This window comes from Ruegeria denitrificans (genome assembly GCF_001458295.1).
Lineage (GTDB): Bacteria > Pseudomonadota > Alphaproteobacteria > Rhodobacterales > Rhodobacteraceae > Ruegeria > Ruegeria denitrificans.
This window is the reverse complement of sequence record NZ_CYUD01000001.1, coordinates 292,442-309,538: the sequence shown is the minus strand read 5'-3', so window position 1 is coordinate 309,538 and position 17,097 is coordinate 292,442. Positions and strand designations below refer to the sequence as shown.

23 protein-coding genes are annotated in these 17,097 nt (G+C 56.9%); 12 read left to right on the top strand and 11 right to left on the bottom strand.

Annotated features, from left to right (window positions below; translation table 11 throughout):
* Positions 1-5 precede the first annotated feature (5 nt).
* From RUE5091_RS01435 to RUE5091_RS01420, 4 genes are read left to right on the top strand one after another with little or no spacing between them, the layout of a single operon-like run.
* The gene (locus RUE5091_RS01435; RefSeq protein WP_058280093.1) at positions 6-665 is read left to right on the top strand and encodes an ABC transporter ATP-binding protein; all 660 of its coding nucleotides are present in this window, start codon (positions 6-8) and stop codon (positions 663-665) included.
* The gene (locus RUE5091_RS01430) at positions 643-2,217 is read left to right on the top strand and encodes a KpsE/RkpR family capsule polysaccharide export protein (protein WP_058280092.1); all 1,575 of its coding nucleotides are present in this window, start codon (positions 643-645) and stop codon (positions 2,215-2,217) included. Before RUE5091_RS01435 ends, RUE5091_RS01430 begins: the two co-directional genes overlap by 23 nt.
* A gap of 5 nt (positions 2,218-2,222) precedes the next feature.
* Entirely contained in the window at positions 2,223-3,056 is an 834-nt protein-coding gene (kdsA, locus tag RUE5091_RS01425) for a 3-deoxy-8-phosphooctulonate synthase (protein WP_058280091.1), read from the top strand.
* A gap of 14 nt (positions 3,057-3,070) precedes the next feature.
* Positions 3,071-4,567, top strand: a complete 1,497-nt coding sequence (locus RUE5091_RS01420) for a phosphomannomutase/phosphoglucomutase (RefSeq protein ID WP_058280090.1) — start codon at positions 3,071-3,073, stop codon at positions 4,565-4,567.
* Positions 4,568-4,600: 33 nt separating this feature from the next.
* Here the strand turns inward: RUE5091_RS01420 and RUE5091_RS01415 are convergent, their stop codons facing one another.
* Positions 4,601-6,562 (bottom strand): AsmA family protein, encoded by a 1,962-nt coding sequence (locus RUE5091_RS01415; RefSeq protein ID WP_058280089.1) that lies wholly within the window; start codon positions 6,560-6,562, stop codon positions 4,601-4,603.
* Between the two features lie 96 nt (positions 6,563-6,658).
* Between RUE5091_RS01415 and rimO the strand changes: the two genes are divergently transcribed.
* Both rimO and RUE5091_RS01405 read left to right on the top strand, forming a co-directional pair.
* Positions 6,659-8,047 (top strand): 30S ribosomal protein S12 methylthiotransferase RimO, encoded by a 1,389-nt coding sequence (rimO, locus tag RUE5091_RS01410; RefSeq protein ID WP_058280088.1) that lies wholly within the window; start codon positions 6,659-6,661, stop codon positions 8,045-8,047.
* 124 nt (positions 8,048-8,171) lie between these two features.
* Positions 8,172-8,516 (top strand): hypothetical protein, encoded by a 345-nt coding sequence (locus RUE5091_RS01405; RefSeq protein ID WP_131726261.1) that lies wholly within the window; start codon positions 8,172-8,174, stop codon positions 8,514-8,516.
* Positions 8,517-8,530: 14 nt separating this feature from the next.
* Here the strand turns inward: RUE5091_RS01405 and RUE5091_RS01400 are convergent, their stop codons facing one another.
* Together RUE5091_RS01400 and RUE5091_RS01395 are read right to left on the bottom strand one after the other, a co-directional pair.
* Positions 8,531-8,887 (bottom strand): diacylglycerol kinase, encoded by a 357-nt coding sequence (locus RUE5091_RS01400; RefSeq protein ID WP_058280355.1) that lies wholly within the window; start codon positions 8,885-8,887, stop codon positions 8,531-8,533.
* Between the two features lie 132 nt (positions 8,888-9,019).
* The gene (locus tag RUE5091_RS01395; protein WP_058280354.1) at positions 9,020-9,208 is read right to left on the bottom strand and encodes a hypothetical protein; all 189 of its coding nucleotides are present in this window, start codon (positions 9,206-9,208) and stop codon (positions 9,020-9,022) included.
* Positions 9,209-9,437: 229 nt separating this feature from the next.
* On the opposite strand from RUE5091_RS01395, the gene RUE5091_RS01390 reads away from it, so the two are divergent.
* Positions 9,438-9,680, top strand: a complete 243-nt coding sequence (locus RUE5091_RS01390; RefSeq protein ID WP_058280086.1) for a CDGSH iron-sulfur domain-containing protein — start codon at positions 9,438-9,440, stop codon at positions 9,678-9,680.
* Here RUE5091_RS01390 and RUE5091_RS23490 read toward each other — a convergent pair whose 3' ends face one another.
* The 4 genes from RUE5091_RS23490 to RUE5091_RS01370 all read right to left on the bottom strand — a co-directional run bounded on the left by RUE5091_RS23490 (position 9,681) and on the right by RUE5091_RS01370 (position 11,447).
* Positions 9,681-9,941, bottom strand: coding sequence for a DUF6455 family protein (locus RUE5091_RS23490; RefSeq protein WP_058280085.1), 261 nt, complete (start codon positions 9,939-9,941; stop codon positions 9,681-9,683). It lies immediately after the preceding gene.
* A gap of 112 nt (positions 9,942-10,053) precedes the next feature.
* Positions 10,054-10,305, bottom strand: a complete 252-nt coding sequence (locus RUE5091_RS01380; protein WP_058280084.1) for a DUF6455 family protein — start codon at positions 10,303-10,305, stop codon at positions 10,054-10,056.
* 69 nt (positions 10,306-10,374) lie between these two features.
* Positions 10,375-10,743 (bottom strand): YigZ family protein, encoded by a 369-nt coding sequence (locus tag RUE5091_RS01375; protein WP_058280083.1) that lies wholly within the window; start codon positions 10,741-10,743, stop codon positions 10,375-10,377.
* Positions 10,740-11,447, bottom strand: a complete 708-nt coding sequence (locus RUE5091_RS01370; RefSeq protein ID WP_058280082.1) for a M48 family metallopeptidase — start codon at positions 11,445-11,447, stop codon at positions 10,740-10,742. The genes RUE5091_RS01375 and RUE5091_RS01370 overlap by 4 nt, the downstream gene beginning before the upstream one ends.
* A 122-nt stretch (positions 11,448-11,569) precedes the next feature.
* Here RUE5091_RS01370 and RUE5091_RS01365 point away from each other — a divergent pair, with 122 nt between their 5' ends.
* Positions 11,570-11,818 carry a DUF8831 family protein gene (locus RUE5091_RS01365; protein WP_058280081.1) on the top strand — a complete coding sequence of 83 codons (249 nt, stop codon included), beginning with the start codon at positions 11,570-11,572 and terminating at the stop codon, positions 11,816-11,818.
* Between the two features lie 34 nt (positions 11,819-11,852).
* Here the strand turns inward: RUE5091_RS01365 and RUE5091_RS01360 are convergent, their stop codons facing one another.
* Positions 11,853-12,080, bottom strand: coding sequence for a DUF167 domain-containing protein (locus RUE5091_RS01360; protein ID WP_243470693.1), 228 nt, complete (start codon positions 12,078-12,080; stop codon positions 11,853-11,855).
* A 138-nt stretch (positions 12,081-12,218) separates the two neighbouring features.
* On the opposite strand from RUE5091_RS01360, the gene RUE5091_RS01355 reads away from it, so the two are divergent.
* Together RUE5091_RS01355 and RUE5091_RS01350 are read left to right on the top strand one after the other, a co-directional pair.
* Positions 12,219-12,797, top strand: coding sequence for a nitroreductase family protein (locus RUE5091_RS01355; RefSeq protein ID WP_058280080.1), 579 nt, complete (start codon positions 12,219-12,221; stop codon positions 12,795-12,797).
* Positions 12,797-13,492 (top strand): EI24 domain-containing protein, encoded by a 696-nt coding sequence (locus tag RUE5091_RS01350; protein WP_058280353.1) that lies wholly within the window; start codon positions 12,797-12,799, stop codon positions 13,490-13,492. Before RUE5091_RS01355 ends, RUE5091_RS01350 begins: the two co-directional genes overlap by 1 nt.
* A gap of 3 nt (positions 13,493-13,495) precedes the next feature.
* On the opposite strand, the gene RUE5091_RS01345 is transcribed toward RUE5091_RS01350, so the two are convergent.
* Both RUE5091_RS01345 and mce read right to left on the bottom strand, forming a co-directional pair.
* The gene (locus RUE5091_RS01345) at positions 13,496-13,771 is read right to left on the bottom strand and encodes a DUF1467 family protein (protein WP_058280079.1); all 276 of its coding nucleotides are present in this window, start codon (positions 13,769-13,771) and stop codon (positions 13,496-13,498) included.
* 15 nt (positions 13,772-13,786) lie between these two features.
* A complete protein-coding gene (gene mce, locus RUE5091_RS01340) occupies positions 13,787-14,191 on the bottom strand; it encodes a methylmalonyl-CoA epimerase (protein WP_058280078.1) in 405 nt (134 codons plus the stop codon).
* A gap of 134 nt (positions 14,192-14,325) precedes the next feature.
* Here mce and RUE5091_RS01335 point away from each other — a divergent pair, with 134 nt between their 5' ends.
* A complete protein-coding gene (locus tag RUE5091_RS01335; RefSeq protein WP_058280077.1) occupies positions 14,326-15,042 on the top strand; it encodes a response regulator in 717 nt (238 codons plus the stop codon).
* A 1-nt stretch (position 15,043) separates the two neighbouring features.
* A complete protein-coding gene (locus RUE5091_RS01330; RefSeq protein ID WP_058280076.1) occupies positions 15,044-15,262 on the top strand; it encodes a hypothetical protein in 219 nt (72 codons plus the stop codon).
* On the opposite strand, the gene aspS is transcribed toward RUE5091_RS01330, so the two are convergent.
* Complete coding sequence (aspS, locus tag RUE5091_RS01325; protein WP_058280075.1) at positions 15,263-17,038, bottom strand: aspartate--tRNA ligase; 1,776 nt, start codon at positions 17,036-17,038, stop codon at positions 15,263-15,265.
* Between the last annotated feature and the right edge of the window lie 59 nt (positions 17,039-17,097).

Here is a 17,097-nt window from a genome sequence, read left to right as displayed (position 1 = left end):
CGTGAATGCTTGAGTTTGAGAATGTCAGTAAGTCCTTTTGGACCGGGACCCGACGCAAGGTGATCCTGGACCGGGTCTCGTTCCAGATCGAACTGGGCCGGTCGATTGGCATTCTGGCCCCCAACGGCACCGGCAAGACGACGCTGATCAACATGATGGCCGGCCTGGAAAAACCGGATGAGGGTGTGATCCGCAAATCCTGCCGCATCTCGTTCCCGATGGGGTTTTCCGGCGGCGTTATTAAAAAGCTGTCGGCGCTGGAAAACGCCCGCTACATCGCTAAAATCTACGGCATGGACCCCGACTATGTCGAGGCGTACTGTAGCTGGCTGTGTAACCTTGGAGAGTATTTCGACCAGCCGATTGGAACGTACTCCACTGGTATGCGGGCACGTTTTACATTTGCCCTTATGCTGGCGCTGGATTTTGACATGTACCTGATTGATGAGGGCATGCCCTCATCCACGGATGTTGAATTCAACCGAAAAGCAGGAGACATCCTGCGCGAACGTTTGCGAACGACTACACTGGTGATTGTCTCGCACAGCCCCGACGTTCTTGAGAAATTTGCGCAGCAGGCCGCCGTTCTACTGGACGGCCAGCTTTACATGTTCGACACCTTGGAAGAGGCCAGACAGCTATATGACTACCAAACCCAAGGCTAAAAAATACTGCTGGCGCCGCAATCGTCAGGGCGCAGATTCTGCAGATGCGCGCGCTGATGCGATATCGCGCATCAGAAAGGCAACGCAACCAACCGAGGCAGCAAATGACGCAGCCCCGGCAACCGATATCGACGCGATCAAGCGCGAAGGGTTGACCGGCCGCCAATTGCGCGTGGCGCGGCGTCTGGCACAGAAAAACGGTCTGGCAGCGACGTCGGATTACGATGCGGTTCGGCTTTTGCGAAAACAGGGCATTGATCCGTTCGAGCGCACCAATCTGTTGGATCTGGCGGCCGAAAAGGCTCGCGCTGAGGATCTAGCCAAGGATAAAATCAAGATTCAGCTGCCCCAGACCATATCCGACTCCTCCCAAGGCCTCCCCGGCCCCGAGCTGAGCCCGGCAGAGCGGCGAAATCTTGAAATCGGCGAAATTCAGAAGGACATCGCGCGCCGCCGCAAGCGCAAGCTATTTGCCCTTTTTGCACGTTTGGCGGCCTTTGTTCTTCTACCGACTCTGATCGTGGGTACGTATTTCTATCGGTACGCAACACCGATGTACGCCAGCGATTCTGCTTTTTCGATCCTGCAGGCGGACGGTGGCGGCGCATCCTTTGGCGGGTTTCTGGCCGGCACTCAATACGCCACTGCTCAAGATTCCGTTGCCACGCAGGAGTTTCTGGAATCAAAGGACGCGCTAGTTCGACTTGAGAATGACACTAATTTCTCGGAAATTTTCAAGCAGGAGTGGATTGATCCGATCCAGCGCCTGCCGCAGGACGCAACGCTTGAGGATACTTATAAGTTGTTCCGCCGGATGATCACCATTGGATATGACCCCAGTGACGGCATCATCCGCATGGAAGTTGCGGCACCGAGCCCCGAGATTTCGGTCGAGCTTTCGACCCTTCTGCTCTCCTATGCCGAGGAAACCATCAACGGTTTGACCGAGTTAAAGCGCGAAGACCAAATGCGCGATGCCCGGGCAGGTTTTGAACTGGCGCAGGACGAACGCCGAAGGGCGCAGGAAGAACTGATCGAACTGCAGTTGCAGGGGGCGGTTCTCGACCCCGAGAACGTCCTCGCTGGCCTGCGGGCCCGGATCAACGCAATCGAAATCGAGTTGCAGGAGAAGGAACTGCAACTGGCGGCGCTACTGGACAACCTGCGCCCGAACCAGGCCAAGGTGGATGGCGTCCGTGCGGACATACAACGGCTTGAGGTCGTCCTGGCAGAACTGAATGCCGAAATGTTGGACGCGTCAGCAGGCGAAAACTCACTGGCACGGTTAAGCGTACGCATTCAGATGGCTCAGGCCGACCTGGTCGCACGCGATATGATGCTGCAAACCGCAATGGAACAGATGGAAACCACACGGACCGAGGCCAACCGCAAGGTGCGTTATCTGACGGTTTCGGTGAACCCGGTCGCCAGCCAGGAACCCAGCTATCCGCGCAAGTTCGAAAATACGATTTTGGCTTTCCTGTTATTTGCTGGTATCTACCTGATGATCTCGCTTACCGCGTCGGTCCTTCGTGAACAGGTATCCTCGTAAGACACATGAAACATGTAAAAATCTCCGATCTCACGGTCGGCAATGATCTACCTCTGACGATCATTGCCGGCCCTTGCCAACTTGAAACTGCTGATCATGCTCAAATGATCGCCGGCAAATTGAAAGAGGCCTGCGACGCCGCCGGTGCGCAGTACGTCTTTAAAGCGTCGTATGACAAAGCGAACCGCACCTCTATTTCAGGTGTTCGTGGTCCCGGAATTTCCAAGGGGCTCGAAATACTGGAAGGCGTTAGGCAGCAAATCGGAGTGCCTGTTCTGACTGACGTGCATTCTCCTGACCAATGCGCTGACGCGGCCAATGTTTGCGATGTTTTGCAGATCCCTGCCCTGTTATGCCGTCAAACCGATTTGGTATTGGCCGCTGCGGAAACAGGCGCAGCAATCAACGTGAAAAAAGGACAGTTTCTAGCGCCTTGGGACATGGCGAACATTGTCACCAAGATTGAGAGCGTTGGAAACTCGAACATTCTGCTGACGGAACGCGGCACTTCGTTTGGATACAACACATTGGTGACCGACATGCGTTCTCTGCCGCAAATGGCCCAAACCGGCTATCCTGTCGTGATGGACGCTACCCATTCGGTTCAACAACCCGCAGGGCTTGGCGGATCGACTGGCGGGCAGCGGGAATTTGCTCCGCTTATGGCGCGCGCAGCTGCGGCAATCGGCGTGGGTGCAGTGTTCATTGAAACACATGAAGACCCAGACAAGTCCCCATCTGACGGTCCAAACATGATCTATCTGAATCAAATGCCTCAATTGATTGACACATTGATGCGCTTTGATGCATTGGCCAAAGCCAACCCGATTCAGATTTAAGCAAGAGCGATAGTATGACCAAACCCATCCCCGAGGTGACTCCGAACACCTGGAGTTTTCTGCGCGACCCCATGATCAAACCCACGGGTTTTCGCGAATACGACGCCCGCTGGAAATACCCCGAAGAGATCAACCTGCCGGGCATGACAGCGCTGGGGTTGGGTTTGGGCACACAAATGCGCAAACGCGGGATTGCACCTGTGATCGCGGTGGGCAACGACTATCGCGACTATTCGCTGGCGATTAAAAATGCGCTGATCCTTGGCCTGATGCAGGCGGGGATTCAGGTCAAGGATATCGGCCCGGCACTTAGCCCCATGGCATATTTCGCCCAGTTCCATCTGGACGTTCCCGCTGTGGCCATGGTCACTGCCAGCCACAACCCGAACGGATGGACCGGTGTGAAGATGGGCTTTGAGCGTCCGCTCACCCACGGCCCCGATGAAATGTCGGAATTGCGCGACATCGTTCTGAACGGCGAAGGCGTCACCCACGAAGGGGGTTCGTACGAATTCGTGGAAGGCGTGAAAGAGGCTTATATCGACGATCTGGTCGGGGACTTCAGAATTTCCCGGCCGCTCAAGGTTGTATGCGCGACCGGCAACGGCACAGCCTCGGCCTTTGCACCCGAGATTTTCGAACGAATGGGCGTTGAAGTGATGCCCAGCCACAACCGGCTGGATTACACCTTCCCCAACTACAACCCCAATCCAGAAGCCATGGAGATGTTGCATGACATGTCCGACACCGTGAAATCCAGCGGTGCCGATATGGCACTTGGGTTTGATGGTGACGGCGACCGCTGTGGCGTTGTCGATGACGAGGGCGAAGAGATATTCGCCGATAAGGTCGGCGTTATCATGGCCCGCGATCTGGCCAAGCTATACCCCAACGCGACCTTTGTGGCGGACGTCAAATCAACCGGCCTTTTCGCCAGCGACCCCGAGCTGCAGGCCCATGGCGTCAAAGCCGATTATTGGAAAACCGGGCACAGCCACATGAAGCGGCGGGTCAAGGAAATCAACGCCTTGGCCGGGTTCGAGAAATCGGGCCACTACTTCCTGGCCGAACCGATCGGGCGCGGCTATGACTGCGGCATGCGGGTCGCGGTTGAGATCTGTAAATTGATGGATCGCAACCCGGACCAAAGCATGTCTGACTTGCGCAAGGCGCTGCCGAAAACCTGGTCGACCCCGACTATGTCGCCCTATGCCGCCGATACCGAAAAATATGACATCCTCAAGCGACTGGTGGACAAGCTGGTTGCCAAGGCCGATGCGGGTGAAAGCTTGGCAGGTCGTGCGATCAAAGAGGTCGTTACCGTCAATGGCGCTCGGGTCATTCTGGACAATGGCAGCTGGGGTCTGGTGCGGGCGTCTTCGAACACGCCGAACCTGGTTGTGGTTTGTGAAAGCAGCGAAAGCGAAGAGGAAATGCGCGCTATTTTCGCCGATATCGACGCTGTAATCCGGACCGAGCCCGGCGTCGGCGATTACGACCAGACCATTTGAACCGGGATCGGGGCACCTTGGGCGCCCCGTCCTTCAATTTCCACCCAACAGCTTGAACAGGCCTTTCTTTGCCTCTTCTTCCAGCTTGTTTTTCAAGGCATCCTCGACATTTTCGCTGTCGGTGACTGCGGTTCCCAACTCATCCCCGACCTTATCCAGAACCTTCTGTTTGGCATCCTTCTCAAGGTCTTTAAGTTGACCTTCGGCGGCGGCCTCGATCACTTTGGAAAGATCAGGCTTGATCGAAGGATCGCTCCATGGTCCAACAATGCGCACCGGAACTGACAGGCCCTGCCCCGAGTTGGCCCGCAGCGCGGTGGGAGTGAACAGGTAATCAAGCGTTCGCGCCCCTATATTGACTTTCCCCTCACCGTCAGCTCGGAAATTGTCCAGCGACATCAGCAGATCGTTATTGGTCAATACCCCTTGATCAATAGCAAAACTGGCCGTCAGGCTGTTGAATACAGTTGTTCCGCCCGACCCCTTACCGCGCCCCATCAGGCGATCCAGATCAAAGCCCGAGATCACGCCCTGCCCCACATTCAGTTTGCCGGTGCCGCTGAGGGAGCGCATGATCTGATCCTCGGTCTGCCCAACGCCCAGAAATTCGAACTGACCCGAACCTGTGCCTGACAACCGTTCGATCCCCGCCAAGGTGGACAAGGCTTGTTGAACATCCATGCCCTGCGCATTTAGTTTGCCGCCTATGGACAGACCATTCCGATTGTTGGCCACCACGCGCCCAATCACCTGGCCTGAAAACAAAGTGGCCGGTTTCATTTTCAGCACAGCGCGGGACCGATCAAGGCGGAGCGTCAGGTCGCTGGGCCCCAATTCTATGTCGGGCAAAGCGATAGACGATGCGGTCAGGCGTATTTCCCCATCGGCCAGTGCAAGGGCCGACGCATCAATCGGGTCTGTCGACCACCCGCTATCCGGCGTCGACGCCGTCCCAGAGCCACCCCCTGCCGTTGCGGGGGCGTCGTTGAAACGCGACAGGTCGATATCCCCGCTCTTAAGACGCGCGGTGATTTTCGGTGGGTCCGAAATCTCGATATCTGTCTCTCCGGTAAAGCGGTTGTGGTCCAACTGCGCCACCATGTTGCGCAGCGAGATACGGCCCTCGCTGGTATAGGTCATCTGCCCAGACACCTCGGCCTTGCGCCCCAGCCCCCGCGGCACCCCGACACCAGCTTGTCCAAAAGCGGCCAGCATTTTTTCGGTATTTGTGGTTTTGACCGCGAGCGCGCCGTCCATCTCACCGGCAAGATTAACGCGGCCATCGAAACCGACCTCGCCGCCCGGCGCGGTCAGGGCCAGTTTCAGCGGTGCGACAGCCCCCGATGCATAGGCTGGCAGGTCCGGTATTTCGAGGTTCACTTTCACATGGCCACCTGGCACCGCCATCAGCGCCTCCATCACCATGGGTGAGGTCGGGCCCGGCCAACTCGCGGACAAATCAACGCCAGAGAATTTAAACTTCGTCGCGCCATTTTCGACATAGACCAGCCGCGCATTGGTCAATTCCAGTCGGTCCAGCGTCACCGCGCCTTGCGGTGAGGTCGAAGATGGCGCACTGGCACCGCCGCTGGATGTCACCTGAGGGGCAGCTGGGGTGCTTAATTCCCAATTGCCGCGACCGTCCGACAACTCAAGCCGCAGAACCGGGTTGTCTGCGATAACCCGCCGTATCCGTAGATCCCCGCTCAGCAGCGCTGCGGCATCCACGCCCACCGCAAGGCTTTCGGCGCTCAGCATCGGTTTGCGCCCCGCCCAGGGAGCGTTGCCAAATGTGACAGGACCAGTCTCCATCCCCAGAACCGGCCAGAACGACAGGTTCACGTCCCCAGTCAAGGTCAGGTCGCGCCCCGTTTCGCTTTTGACCTGTTCCGCCAGAATCGCTGCCAGCTTATCCCCCGGCATCAGCAACAATGCGCCGATGACCAGCCCGAATGCGGCCACGAATAGAAAGAGTATGCGCAATAGCCACTTCATTTTTCTGCTCTCCGCTTATTTGGCATGCGTTGAAAAGATCATTCAAATCCCAGCGCGCATTTGCAAGGGGAAGCGTTCCCCACTATATGCCGCGCCATGAGCACGAACCCGCCAAACCTCCGCCCCGACCTGGCGCCTGCCGCCCGGATGCCCGAGACGCCACGTTCGAACCAGCCCACCATTGGTATGGTGTCGCTGGGCTGTCCCAAGGCATTGGTCGATAGCGAGCGGATTTTGACCCGTCTACGGGCAGAAGGATACGGTATTTCGCCGGATTATTCCGGGGCCGATGCCGTGATTGTGAACACCTGCGGGTTCCTCGACAGCGCCAAAGCTGAATCTCTGGATGCTATTGGCGAGGCTTTGGTTGAAAACGGCAAAGTTATTGTGACCGGCTGTCTGGGGGCCGAACCCGACTATATCCGCGAACACCACCCGCGCATCATGGCCGTGACCGGGCCCCACCAATACGAACAGGTGCTAGATGCGGTGCATTCAGCGGTTCCCCCCGATCCTGACCCATTTGTTGATCTGCTGCCCGCCGCCAGCGTGCAACTGACCCCGCGCCACTACAGCTATCTCAAGATTTCCGAGGGCTGTAACCACAAGTGCAAATTCTGCATCATCCCCGACATGCGCGGCAAACTGGCCAGCCGTCCTGCCCATGCTGTGTTGCGTGAAGCCGAAAAGTTGGTCGACAACGGCGTGCGTGAGTTGCTGGTGATCTCTCAGGATACCTCGGCCTATGGGCTGGACCGGAAATACGACGTGAACCCGTGGAAAGACCGCGAGGTACGCAGCCACATTACCGATCTGGCCCGCGAACTGGGGCAGTTGGATGCCTGGGTCCGGTTGCACTATGTCTACCCTTACCCGCACGTGCGCGAACTGATCCCCCTGATGGCCGATGCCGGTTGCAACATCCTGCCGTATCTGGATATTCCGTTCCAACACGCCCATCCGGATGTTTTGAAACGCATGGCCCGCCCGGCCGCAGCGGCCAAAACGCTGGACGAGATCGCCGCGTGGCGCGCAACTTGCCCCGATATCACCCTGCGCTCGACCTTTATCGTCGGCTATCCCGGCGAGACCGAGGCTGAGTTCCAGACGTTGCTGGATTGGTTGGATGAGGCGCAGTTGGATCGTGTGGGATGTTTTCAGTACGAAAACGTGGATGGCGCACGTTCGAACGACCTGCCCGACCATGTTCCGGCTGAGGTCAAGCAGGAACGCTGGGACCGGTTCATGGAAAAGGCGCAGGCGATTTCCGAGGCCAAGCTGGCCGCCAAGGTCGGTCAAACCCTCGACGTGATTGTGGACGAGATTGATGACGAGGCTGCCACTTGCCGCACCAAATCCGACGCACCCGAGATCGACGGGAACCTGTTTATCGACGAAGGGTTTGAAGCCCTCAACCCCGGCGACATCGTCTCGGTTGAGGTGGATGAGGCTGGCGAATATGACCTTTGGGGCAAGCTGGCTTGATTCTCTACTGCTAAGCCCTTGATGTTTTAGGAACAAACTGGATCGGAAAAGCGTTACCCGAGTTTATTGGAAGAATTTGCTGCTGGATACGACTTGATACATGAAGCCAAAAAAGGAGGTTTTCATGTATAGCAAGTTTCCTTTCAACTCACTCTGTGCGGCTCTTGTACTTGCCGCGCATTTTTTCGGAACTGCGGCCAGCGCGCAGAACCAAGCCAGAAGCGCCTCAGGATTTGGTGCTTTGTTGGGTAGCGCACAAAGCGTTGAAAAACGCAGCAAGCCTAATGTACAAAAACATTATGTCTCGACGCCCAAGCATCACTTCCAAAAGCAAGAGAAGCCTAAGACAACAGTCAAGCGTTCCGGTATTAAACGGCTGAAATTCGGGCGCTATTCATACACTCCGCACAGGCAGCATGGACGCAGTTTGTTCCATCCAAGACAAAGTTTTCACTACAAACGTTACTGAACCGAACCGTTGGCTCAGATCAACGCAACCAAGGCCACAATCCAAGCAACCCCTGCCGCAATCGCCGTAAGCGCAACCGCTGCGCTTGCGGCATCCTTCGCCTGACCGGCCAGAGGGTGTTGTTCAGTTGACGTGAAATCCACCGCCCGCTCTAAAGCGGTGTTAAAAAGCTCGGCCACAAGCACCAAAATTCCCAGTACAATAATAAGACCACGTTCGGCGGTCCCAATCGGTAGCCACAGGACTAACGCGAACGAAACAAGATTTGCCCAAACCCAGCTACGAAACGAATACTCATCGCGCCAAGTTGACAACAAACCTTGCCAACTCCAACGGGTGCGATCCTTGAGGTGTGTAAAGAAGTTTCTCATCAGCATTCTTTGTTTTGGTGAATTGAACTGAAGCCGAAACGGGATGTGACAGGCAAGAAAAAACCGCCCTCAGGGCGGCGGCGGCGGTGAATAGGTGTGGGCGGCTTCGCAATAAAGCCGCCCACGGAATACTTATTGTGCGACCGGATTACAGACGGTCTGGCCTGCTTCTGTCGTGGCCAGCTCAGTGCCTGCCGGGCAGCTAGGTGTGCCGAATTTATCATATTCGGGTGTGATATAAACCGGCGCCGGTTCTTCCTGCTGCGAGCAAGCAGCCAAAATAAGGGCAAATGCGCCAACGGCAGCAAATTTGAGTTTCATGTCCGTCATTCCTCTATTAATTTCCTGATATTGCCCAAGAATCCGGGGCCGGTCTCACAATACGACTTGAATGGTATTTTTGCAACGAAATCAATCACGCATTTGTGAGGAAAGGCGGAACAACGCCGGTAACCCTCTCAGAAACAGCGGAATTATGAGCAAATGCTATCGTATTTCGCGTATCGACCTACACTGGTAGGGTGACACCAGCCAAAGACGGAGTAGCCAAATGTCAGACAGCCCCACCATCGCGCAAAAAGGCCCCTTTCCGGTCGAGGTGACCGAAGGGAAAAATTATTTCTGGTGCGCCTGCGGCCAATCCAAACGGCAGCCTTTTTGCGATGGATCGCACAAGGGCACCGGGTTCGAACCGGTCAAATATACTGCGGACAGCACTAAGAAAGTCTTTTTCTGTGGCTGTAAGCACAGCGCGAAACCGCCGCTGTGCGACGGATCCCATTCCAAGTTGTAATCACGTTTTCATCGCGTTTAACAGATCGGCGTTGGCGCAAAATTCGGGGGCCCTTTGGGCTTCGGACTGTTGTTCAGATAACCAACTGCCACATTGGTCGCTGCACTGCGATACCCGACAACGAGTCACTAGTTCGGCGTAGCGCTCTGGCGTCAGGTGTCCCTTTGCCATTGCTTCGGTGAACGAGATATTCATGCATCGCGCAACCGAACGTGTCAGCCAAAAATGTTTTTCGACATCTCCAAGAACATTCCGTGCCATCAGCTTTCCTGTTTTTGTTCTGTATCCAACACGGCAAGGCGTTGCAGATTTCAGCAATTATGCTGCGCCAGGCGACTATGTGCCGGCGCAGCGGTTATCCTCACTCTGGTCGTCATGGCAGCAGCTTTCGGAGCAAGTCCCGATTGCGGCAATACTCAGGCGTTTGGCGCGCTTGGGCAGGTTGTCTTAGAAAGTTCTGGCAATGGCTGGGGTTTGCGCAGCCGGTACATCTCAGCACGGCGTCGGACAGCTGGTCGATCGAAACATCGCCATCAATCGCCGATTGTTGCAGATCCACGCCAAGTTTGGTGGCCATCCGGTCCACAAGACCGGCGTGGTGTTTCAGCACTTCGCGGTCGGGCATAAAAAGTCCTTTCCTGTCGCACGTCCAGAACAGGATATCGCAGCCTGAAATATAAGCCTTTGATTCAGGTCAAAGCCCGGCGCCAATATGATCCAGATAGGCACGGGTCGCGTCTTGAACCCGTCGAAAGCGATCCCCGCCCAGCTTTTTGCCACCGTACCAGCGAGTGACAATAACGACATGATTGTCGAGCCCGGCGCGTTCCAACATCCGCAGGATCACCATGCCCGCGCCGCTTTCCCCATCATCGGCCTTAAGCGCCCCAGTCGGCAACATGGCCGCCCATGTGTTGTGCGTGGCCTTAGCGTAAGCCTTGTCCGACTTGAGCTGTTGCAAGACCGCATCAACATTCGCCCGCGTGCTGACGGCTGCGCCCGACACTGCGTATTTCGATCCTCGATCCGTCAGGATCACGCCCAGTTGGGTCACGGCCGTCATTGTGTCAAACCCAGCTGTTTCGCGGTTTCAAGAACAATCTGAACCCGCGCGGCATTAGGAGGATGGGTACCCAGAAACTGATCCCCTGGATCGGGTATACGATCAAAGTATTTGGCACCGACCAAAGGATTGTATCCCGCGTTATGGGTGATGATTGTTCCCAGTTGGTCGGCCTCAAGCTCGAACGCTTTCACGTTCACTTGCACGCCCACCTCGGCCCCCAGTTTCTGTGTGCGTTCAAGGTCTTCTCCGCCCTCGCCATGCAGCTTGCCCAGTTCGTTGAAGATCACCGCACTTTCCTGGGCGTTCTCCGATTGCCGAGCGATATGCCCCAGCACGTGATGGGCCGCCTCGTGGCCCATGACAAAGGCTAATTCGTCAGGATTCTGCACTGATTGGATCATCGCGCGCGTTACAATTATCACCGGTTGATCATCTTCATCCAAAGTTTGAAATGCATTGGCTGATGCGCGCGGGTTCAGGTCAACCAGAATCGTGAAATCGCAATTGTTGACTTTGGCCTGGCGCAAACATTCCGCGCGGGCTTCGTCGCCGACTTGGCGGCTGATGTCCCGAAACGCGGCCGCGTCGACCTGAAACGCATCCGAATCCAGCGACCATTCCGCTGCCGGTTGCACACGTAGGACTCCAGCACTGCAGGCCGTCAGTACCAGAGGAAACAGCAAAAAGGTCAGACGGCGCATTCATTTTCCTTTGAAACGGCGACCCCGTTTGGAAAACCATAGCGCGGCCTTGGCGGGACTGCCACCGCCGGATTGCGCGGGAACGGGTTGCATTGCCGCGCTGTGGCCTGCACTCTGGTTACATGTTTTCGATTGAGCATGAATTCGACTCGACGGTCATTACTCTGGTGGATGAAGGCCCCAAGCCTTTGCAAGAGGATGTCGTCATCAACAGCTTCGCCGAATGTGTGACGCTTGAGCAGCTGGACCCACGTACGGACCAGATACAGAAAATAACCCTGTCGCCTGAACAGGTCCGCGATCTGGCCGCCGCGCTGGATCTGCCGGAAGGGGTGTATCAAATCCACGAAAGACCCGATCAAGGCGAATAGACAAATAGCTTTTCCCTCGCCGCCTGGCCCTGTTTCAGGAACAGCGCCGAGGGGCCATTTGCATGGCCGTGGCCAGTATCCAGCTCACCGCTTCATTCACCTTACCGTTTTCGGGCGGCACAGTCACCGTGATGCGGATTGAACCCTGTTTCGCCGCGATGCTGTCCTGTGCGGCTTTCCGCGTGACCCGGACCGGAATTGCTACTTCGGGTGAGGCATAAGCGCTTAGATCAGGTGTGTCGCGCAGTTTTGGCCGGGCCATCTTTTTACCTCTTGCCCGCAAACACTCTTGCACGGGAAACCGGGGAATGAAATTGATCCGGCATGTCCAGCGGATTGCGCTTGAAAAGCGCCAGATACTCAACCAGATACGGAATGCTCATGTAAAGGAAGTTAACATATGTCCTTGAAAAACCCGGCTGCCCTGGAATTTCTGCAATCGCGCCGGTCTCGTCCCGCTAAAACGCTGATTGCTCCGGCGCCCACACGGGATGAGCTGTTGCCGCTGTTGACCGCCGCCGCCCGCAGCCCCGATCACGGCAAGCTGGAACCGTGGCGGTTTATCGTGCTCGAGAAAGGCACGATGCCACGCCTTTCGGCGCTGACGCAGACCCGGGGAGTTGCCTTGGGCAAGACACCCGAGGAGATTGCAAAGGCGCAAAGCCAGTTTGACATGGGCCATCTGGCCGTTGCGGTGGTCGAGGCACAAAAACCGTCAGAGAAAATCCCAGCCATTGAACAGACCTATTCAGCTGGTGCTGTTTGCCTGGCCCTGCTGAATACGGCGCTGGCGGCGGGTTGGGGGGCAAACTGGCTGTCGGGCTGGCAAACCCATGATCCTGAATTCTGTCGCCTGGCCTTTGGCCTGCAGGATAACGAGCGTGTCGCAGGCTTGATCCACATTGCCACCGAAGGCACAGTCCCGCCAGAACGCCCCCGCCCGGATGTGGCTGCCCTAACCGAATGGGTCGTTGAATGATGATCCTCAACGCCTTTTTCGCGGCGCTCGGTCAGATCGGAGACCCCAAGTTCCGCGCGGTCCTGCTTCGCGGTGTAGGTCTGACGATCGTATTGTTGATCGCGGCGTGCGCCGGAGCAATCTGGCTGATCAACGGGTTGTCCGGGGATGAGATTTCATTGCCCTGGATTGGGACTGTGCCCTGGCTGAATGATGTGCTGAACTATTCCGGCATCTTCGTGGTTCTGATTCTGCCAGTGTTCCTGATGGTGCCGGTGGCTTCGGCGATTACGTCCTTGTTTCTGGAAGAGGTCGCGCAAGCAGTCGAGAACAAACACTACCCTACCCTGCCTGCTGTTCCGGGCATCCCGTTCAGCGACGGGCTAAGGGACGCGATTAGCTTTATGGGCGTGCTGATAGTGGCAAACCTACTGGCGTTGATCCTCTATGCGATCTTCACGCCGCTGGCTCCGTTCATCTTCTGGGCCATGAACGGGTTCTTGCTGGGACGAGAGTATTTTACGCTGGCAGCAATGCGGCGGGTTGGGCGCGAAGGCGCTCGCAAGCTGCGCGCCAAGCATTCCGCTACCATCTGGCTTGCGGGCACCTTGATGGCTATTCCGCTTTCAGTACCGCTGGTGAATCTGGTGATCCCAATCCTTGGGGCCGCCACATTCACCCACATTTTCCATAAGCTGTCAGGACCAACTTCCTGACGCTCAGCCCCGCGACTCCAATTGGTTCAGCCAGTCGAAATCGCGAACCGAGATCACACCCGAAATGATAATCCCGGCGATAATGGCCCAGAGCACCACCGAAACACCGGTGGTGATCCACATCTTTTTCTTCATGTGATGCACTTCCGGCGCGCCCGCATGGGTGCCCGGAACAATATCACCCATATCGCCCTGCGTTTTGATACGAATGGGCAACACAACCAGCAGCGTCATGAACCAAATGACGGCGAACAGGACCAGTGCAGCAGTGATCGTCATGACAGCCTCACTTAGTTAGATCTGTTCCAGTTCGACCAGACAGCCGTTAAAGTCTTTGGGATGTAAGAATAGCACAGGCTTGCCATGGGCACCGACCTTCGGCTCACCCGAACCTAGAACACGCGCGCCGGTTTCCTTCAATTGATCGCGTGCGGCGATGATGTCCTCGACCTCATAGCAGACATGATGGATACCGCCGGAGGGATTCTTGTCCAGAAACCCGTTGATCGGGCTGTTCTCACCCAGTGGATACAGCAATTCGATCTTGGTATTGGGCAGTTCGATGAACACAACGGTAACGCCGTGATCGGGCTCGTCCTGCGGCGCGCCAACCTTGGCACCCAGCGCATTGCGGTATTGCGCGGACGCGGCCTCAAGATCGGGTACGGCAATGGCGACGTGGTTCAGGCGACCAATCATTGAACTCTCCTGTGTTCTGCGTTGCAGTGGTTATGGGGGGTGTTTGGTCAAAGAACAAGTGCGCCAAATTGCCGTTAACCCGGTGTTAGCCAGAAGTTCCTAGCGTAGGGCATCTGCTGATTAGGAGTTCTGCCATGGACGATTCGAGCCCCTTCGCCTCACCCGCGCAGCCGACGGCCACGCGGCCTCTGCTGGGCCAAACCATTCTGGTTGTCGAAGACAGCCGCTATGCCTGCGATGCAATCCGATTGATGTGTCTGCACAGCGGTGCGCGCATCCGTCGGGCGGATTGCCTGACCTCGGCCCGACGTCACCTGCAGATTTACCGCCCTTCGGTCATTTTGGTCGATATCGGCCTGCCGGATGGCTCAGGTGCCGACCTGATTGCCGAATTGACCGAGGCTACGCCGCGTATCGGCGCCATTTTGGGTATGTCCGGCGATCAACACAGTCAAGATACCGCGCTGCGGGCAGGTGCCGATGGGTTCCTGGCCAAACCGCTGAAATCACTTTCTCATTTTCAACAGTTCATTCTGGAAAGCCTGCCTGAAGACCGTCGGCCCAACAGCCTGCACGCGATCCGAGATGAGGTCATCCACCCCGATCCCATGGCCTATCAGGATGACATGGCCCATATCGCGGATGTGCTGGCCGGGCCAAACGATCATCGCACCCTGGATTACGCAGCCCAATTCCTGCTTGGAGTTGCCCGGGATGCCGAAGACAAAATTCTGGCGGACGCCGCGCAGAAACTTACCGCATCGCGCAAAGACGGCGCGCCGGTTACCGCGCTGGCTGCACAGGTCGACGGTATCGTTCAGGCGCGCCTGGAACAGCGTGAGGCAATCTGAGATGGCGACCGCTTATTTCCTGACGTCCACGATCCTGATCGTTTGGGCCTATTTCCAGACCCGCGCAACTGCACGAAACATCCGGATCGCGCGCGGATCACGGCCGTGCCCGTTGACCAACGCTGGAGCGGCTCAGATTTTACCACAAAACGTTAATCGCTCGGTATCAATGTCTGCCGCACATGAAAAACCCGCCGCAGGGGCTACGACGGGCGATTGATCATTCCTGCGGAATGATCCGCAATCCCAGCTCCATCAACTGATCCGAGGTCGGATCGGATGGTGCGTCCATCATCAGGTCTTCTGCGCGCTGGTTCATCGGGAACATCATGACCTCGCGGATGTTGGCCTCATCGGCCAGCAGCATGACGATCCTGTCGATGCCCGCAGCGCAGCCACCGTGCGGCGGGGCGCCGTAGTGGAAGGCATTGAACAGCGCTCCAAAGCGGCTTTTGACCTCGTCCTCACCGTAGCCTGCCAGCTCAAAGGCCTTCAGCATGATTTCAGGCTTGTGGTTCCGGATCGCGCCCGAGACCAACTCATAGCCGTTACAGGCCAGATCGTACTGATAACCGCGCACGTCCAGAGGATTGCCTTGCAGCGCCTCCATTCCGCCCTGTGGCATCGAGAAGGGGTTGTGTTCAAAGTCGATCGCGCCAGTTTCTTCATCCTGTTCGTAGATCGGGAAATCGACAATCCAAGCAAAGGCAAAACGGTCCTTCTCGGTCAGGTTCAATTCTTCACCAATCACGTCACGGGCCTTGCCGGCCACCTTTTCAAAGGCTTTGGGTTTGCCACCCAGGAAGAACGCCGCATCGCCTACACCCAGACCCAGCTGTTGCCGGATCGCCTCGGTGCGTTCGGGGCCAATGTTCTTGGCCAGCGGGCCTGCGGCCTCCATGCCTTCGCCCTGATCGCGCCAGAAGATATAGCCCATACCGGGCAGACCCTCTTTCTGGGCAAAGGCGTTCATGCGGTCACAGAACTTACGGCTGCCACCTGATGGTGCGGGAATGGCGCGTATTTCAGTGCCTTCCTGCTCCAACAGCTTCGCGAAAATCGCGAAACCAGACCCGCGGAAGTGGTCGGAGACCACTTGCATTTTAATAGGATTGCGCAGGTCCGGCTTGTCAGAGCCATACCACAGTGCCGCATCCTTATAGGAAATCTGCGGCCACTCCTGATCAACCATGCGGCCACCGCCGAATTCTTCGAACACGCCGGTCAGAACGGGTTGGATCGTGTCGAACACGTCCTGTTGCTCGACAAACGACATCTCCAGGTCGAGCTGATAGAAATCGGTGGGAGAGCGGTCGGCGCGCGGGTCTTCGTCGCGGAAACAGGGCGCGATCTGGAAATACTTGTCGAAGCCCGACACCATGATCAGCTGTTTGAATTGCTGCGGGGCTTGCGGCAGCGCGTAGAACTTACCCGGATGCAGACGCGAGGGCACCAGAAAATCGCGCGCGCCTTCAGGCGAGGATGCGGTGATGATCGGCGTTTGATATTCCCGAAAACCCTGATCCCACATGCGTCGACGCATCGACGCGACAACATCCGAGCGAAGGGTCATGTTGCTCTGCATCGCCTCGCGGCGCAGGTCCAGGTAACGATAGCGCAGGCGGGTTTCCTCAGGGTATTCCTGATCGCCGAATACCATCAGCGGCAGCTCGTCGGCGGCACCCAGCACTTCCAATTCACGCACGTATACTTCGATCTCACCGGTGGGCAATTTCGGATTCACCAGTTCGGGGTCGCGGGCTTTGACGTTGCCGTCAATGCGGATGCACCATTCGGACCGGACTTTTTCCAGCTCCGCGAATGCTGCACTGTCGCCGTCGCACAGAACTTGCGTCACGCCGAAATGGTCGCGTAGGTCGATGAACAGCACGCCGCCGTGATCTCGGACACGATGCACCCAACCGGACAGGCGGACGGTTTCACCAACATTGGCGGCGGTCAGAGCGGCGCAGGTGTGGCTGCGATAGGCGTGCATGGAATATCCCTTCGGGCGCAGAATTCGTCGCGCCGGTACACCCTGTCAGGATTGGAAAG

Bases quoted from the DNA above. Each gene is read 5' to 3' on its own strand.
- RUE5091_RS01400 (WP_058280355.1), bottom strand. From the start codon at position 8,887: ATGAGAAACTTCTTTACACACCTCAAGGATCGCACCCGTTGGAGTTGG.
- RUE5091_RS01375 (WP_058280083.1), bottom strand. From the start codon at position 10,743: ATGACGGCCGTGACCCAACTGGGCGTGATCCTGACGGATCGAGGATCG.
- RUE5091_RS01360 (WP_243470693.1), bottom strand. From the start codon at position 12,080: ATGGCCCGGCCAAAACTGCGCGACACACCTGATCTAAGCGCTTATGCC.
- RUE5091_RS01335 (WP_058280077.1), top strand. From the start codon at position 14,326: ATGGACGATTCGAGCCCCTTCGCCTCACCCGCGCAGCCGACGGCCACG.
- RUE5091_RS01365 (WP_058280081.1), top strand. From the start codon at position 11,570: ATGTTTTCGATTGAGCATGAATTCGACTCGACGGTCATTACTCTGGTG.
- RUE5091_RS01390 (WP_058280086.1), top strand. From the start codon at position 9,438: ATGTCAGACAGCCCCACCATCGCGCAAAAAGGCCCCTTTCCGGTCGAG.
- aspS (WP_058280075.1), bottom strand. From the start codon at position 17,038: ATGCACGCCTATCGCAGCCACACCTGCGCCGCTCTGACCGCCGCCAAT.
- kdsA (WP_058280091.1), top strand. From the start codon at position 2,223: ATGAAACATGTAAAAATCTCCGATCTCACGGTCGGCAATGATCTACCT.
- RUE5091_RS01415 (WP_058280089.1), bottom strand. From the start codon at position 6,562: ATGAAGTGGCTATTGCGCATACTCTTTCTATTCGTGGCCGCATTCGGG.
- rimO (WP_058280088.1), top strand. From the start codon at position 6,659: ATGAGCACGAACCCGCCAAACCTCCGCCCCGACCTGGCGCCTGCCGCC.
- RUE5091_RS23490 (WP_058280085.1), bottom strand. From the start codon at position 9,941: ATGGCACGGAATGTTCTTGGAGATGTCGAAAAACATTTTTGGCTGACA.
- mce (WP_058280078.1), bottom strand. From the start codon at position 14,191: ATGATTGGTCGCCTGAACCACGTCGCCATTGCCGTACCCGATCTTGAG.
- RUE5091_RS01370 (WP_058280082.1), bottom strand. From the start codon at position 11,447: ATGCGCCGTCTGACCTTTTTGCTGTTTCCTCTGGTACTGACGGCCTGC.
- RUE5091_RS01405 (WP_131726261.1), top strand. From the start codon at position 8,172: ATGTATAGCAAGTTTCCTTTCAACTCACTCTGTGCGGCTCTTGTACTT.
- RUE5091_RS01395 (WP_058280354.1), bottom strand. From the start codon at position 9,208: ATGAAACTCAAATTTGCTGCCGTTGGCGCATTTGCCCTTATTTTGGCT.
- RUE5091_RS01355 (WP_058280080.1), top strand. From the start codon at position 12,219: ATGTCCTTGAAAAACCCGGCTGCCCTGGAATTTCTGCAATCGCGCCGG.
- RUE5091_RS01420 (WP_058280090.1), top strand. From the start codon at position 3,071: ATGACCAAACCCATCCCCGAGGTGACTCCGAACACCTGGAGTTTTCTG.
- RUE5091_RS01345 (WP_058280079.1), bottom strand. From the start codon at position 13,771: ATGACGATCACTGCTGCACTGGTCCTGTTCGCCGTCATTTGGTTCATG.
- RUE5091_RS01350 (WP_058280353.1), top strand. From the start codon at position 12,797: ATGATCCTCAACGCCTTTTTCGCGGCGCTCGGTCAGATCGGAGACCCC.
- RUE5091_RS01435 (WP_058280093.1), top strand. From the start codon at position 6: ATGCTTGAGTTTGAGAATGTCAGTAAGTCCTTTTGGACCGGGACCCGA.
- RUE5091_RS01430 (WP_058280092.1), top strand. From the start codon at position 643: ATGACTACCAAACCCAAGGCTAAAAAATACTGCTGGCGCCGCAATCGT.
- RUE5091_RS01380 (WP_058280084.1), bottom strand. From the start codon at position 10,305: ATGCCCGACCGCGAAGTGCTGAAACACCACGCCGGTCTTGTGGACCGG.
- RUE5091_RS01330 (WP_058280076.1), top strand. From the start codon at position 15,044: ATGGCGACCGCTTATTTCCTGACGTCCACGATCCTGATCGTTTGGGCC.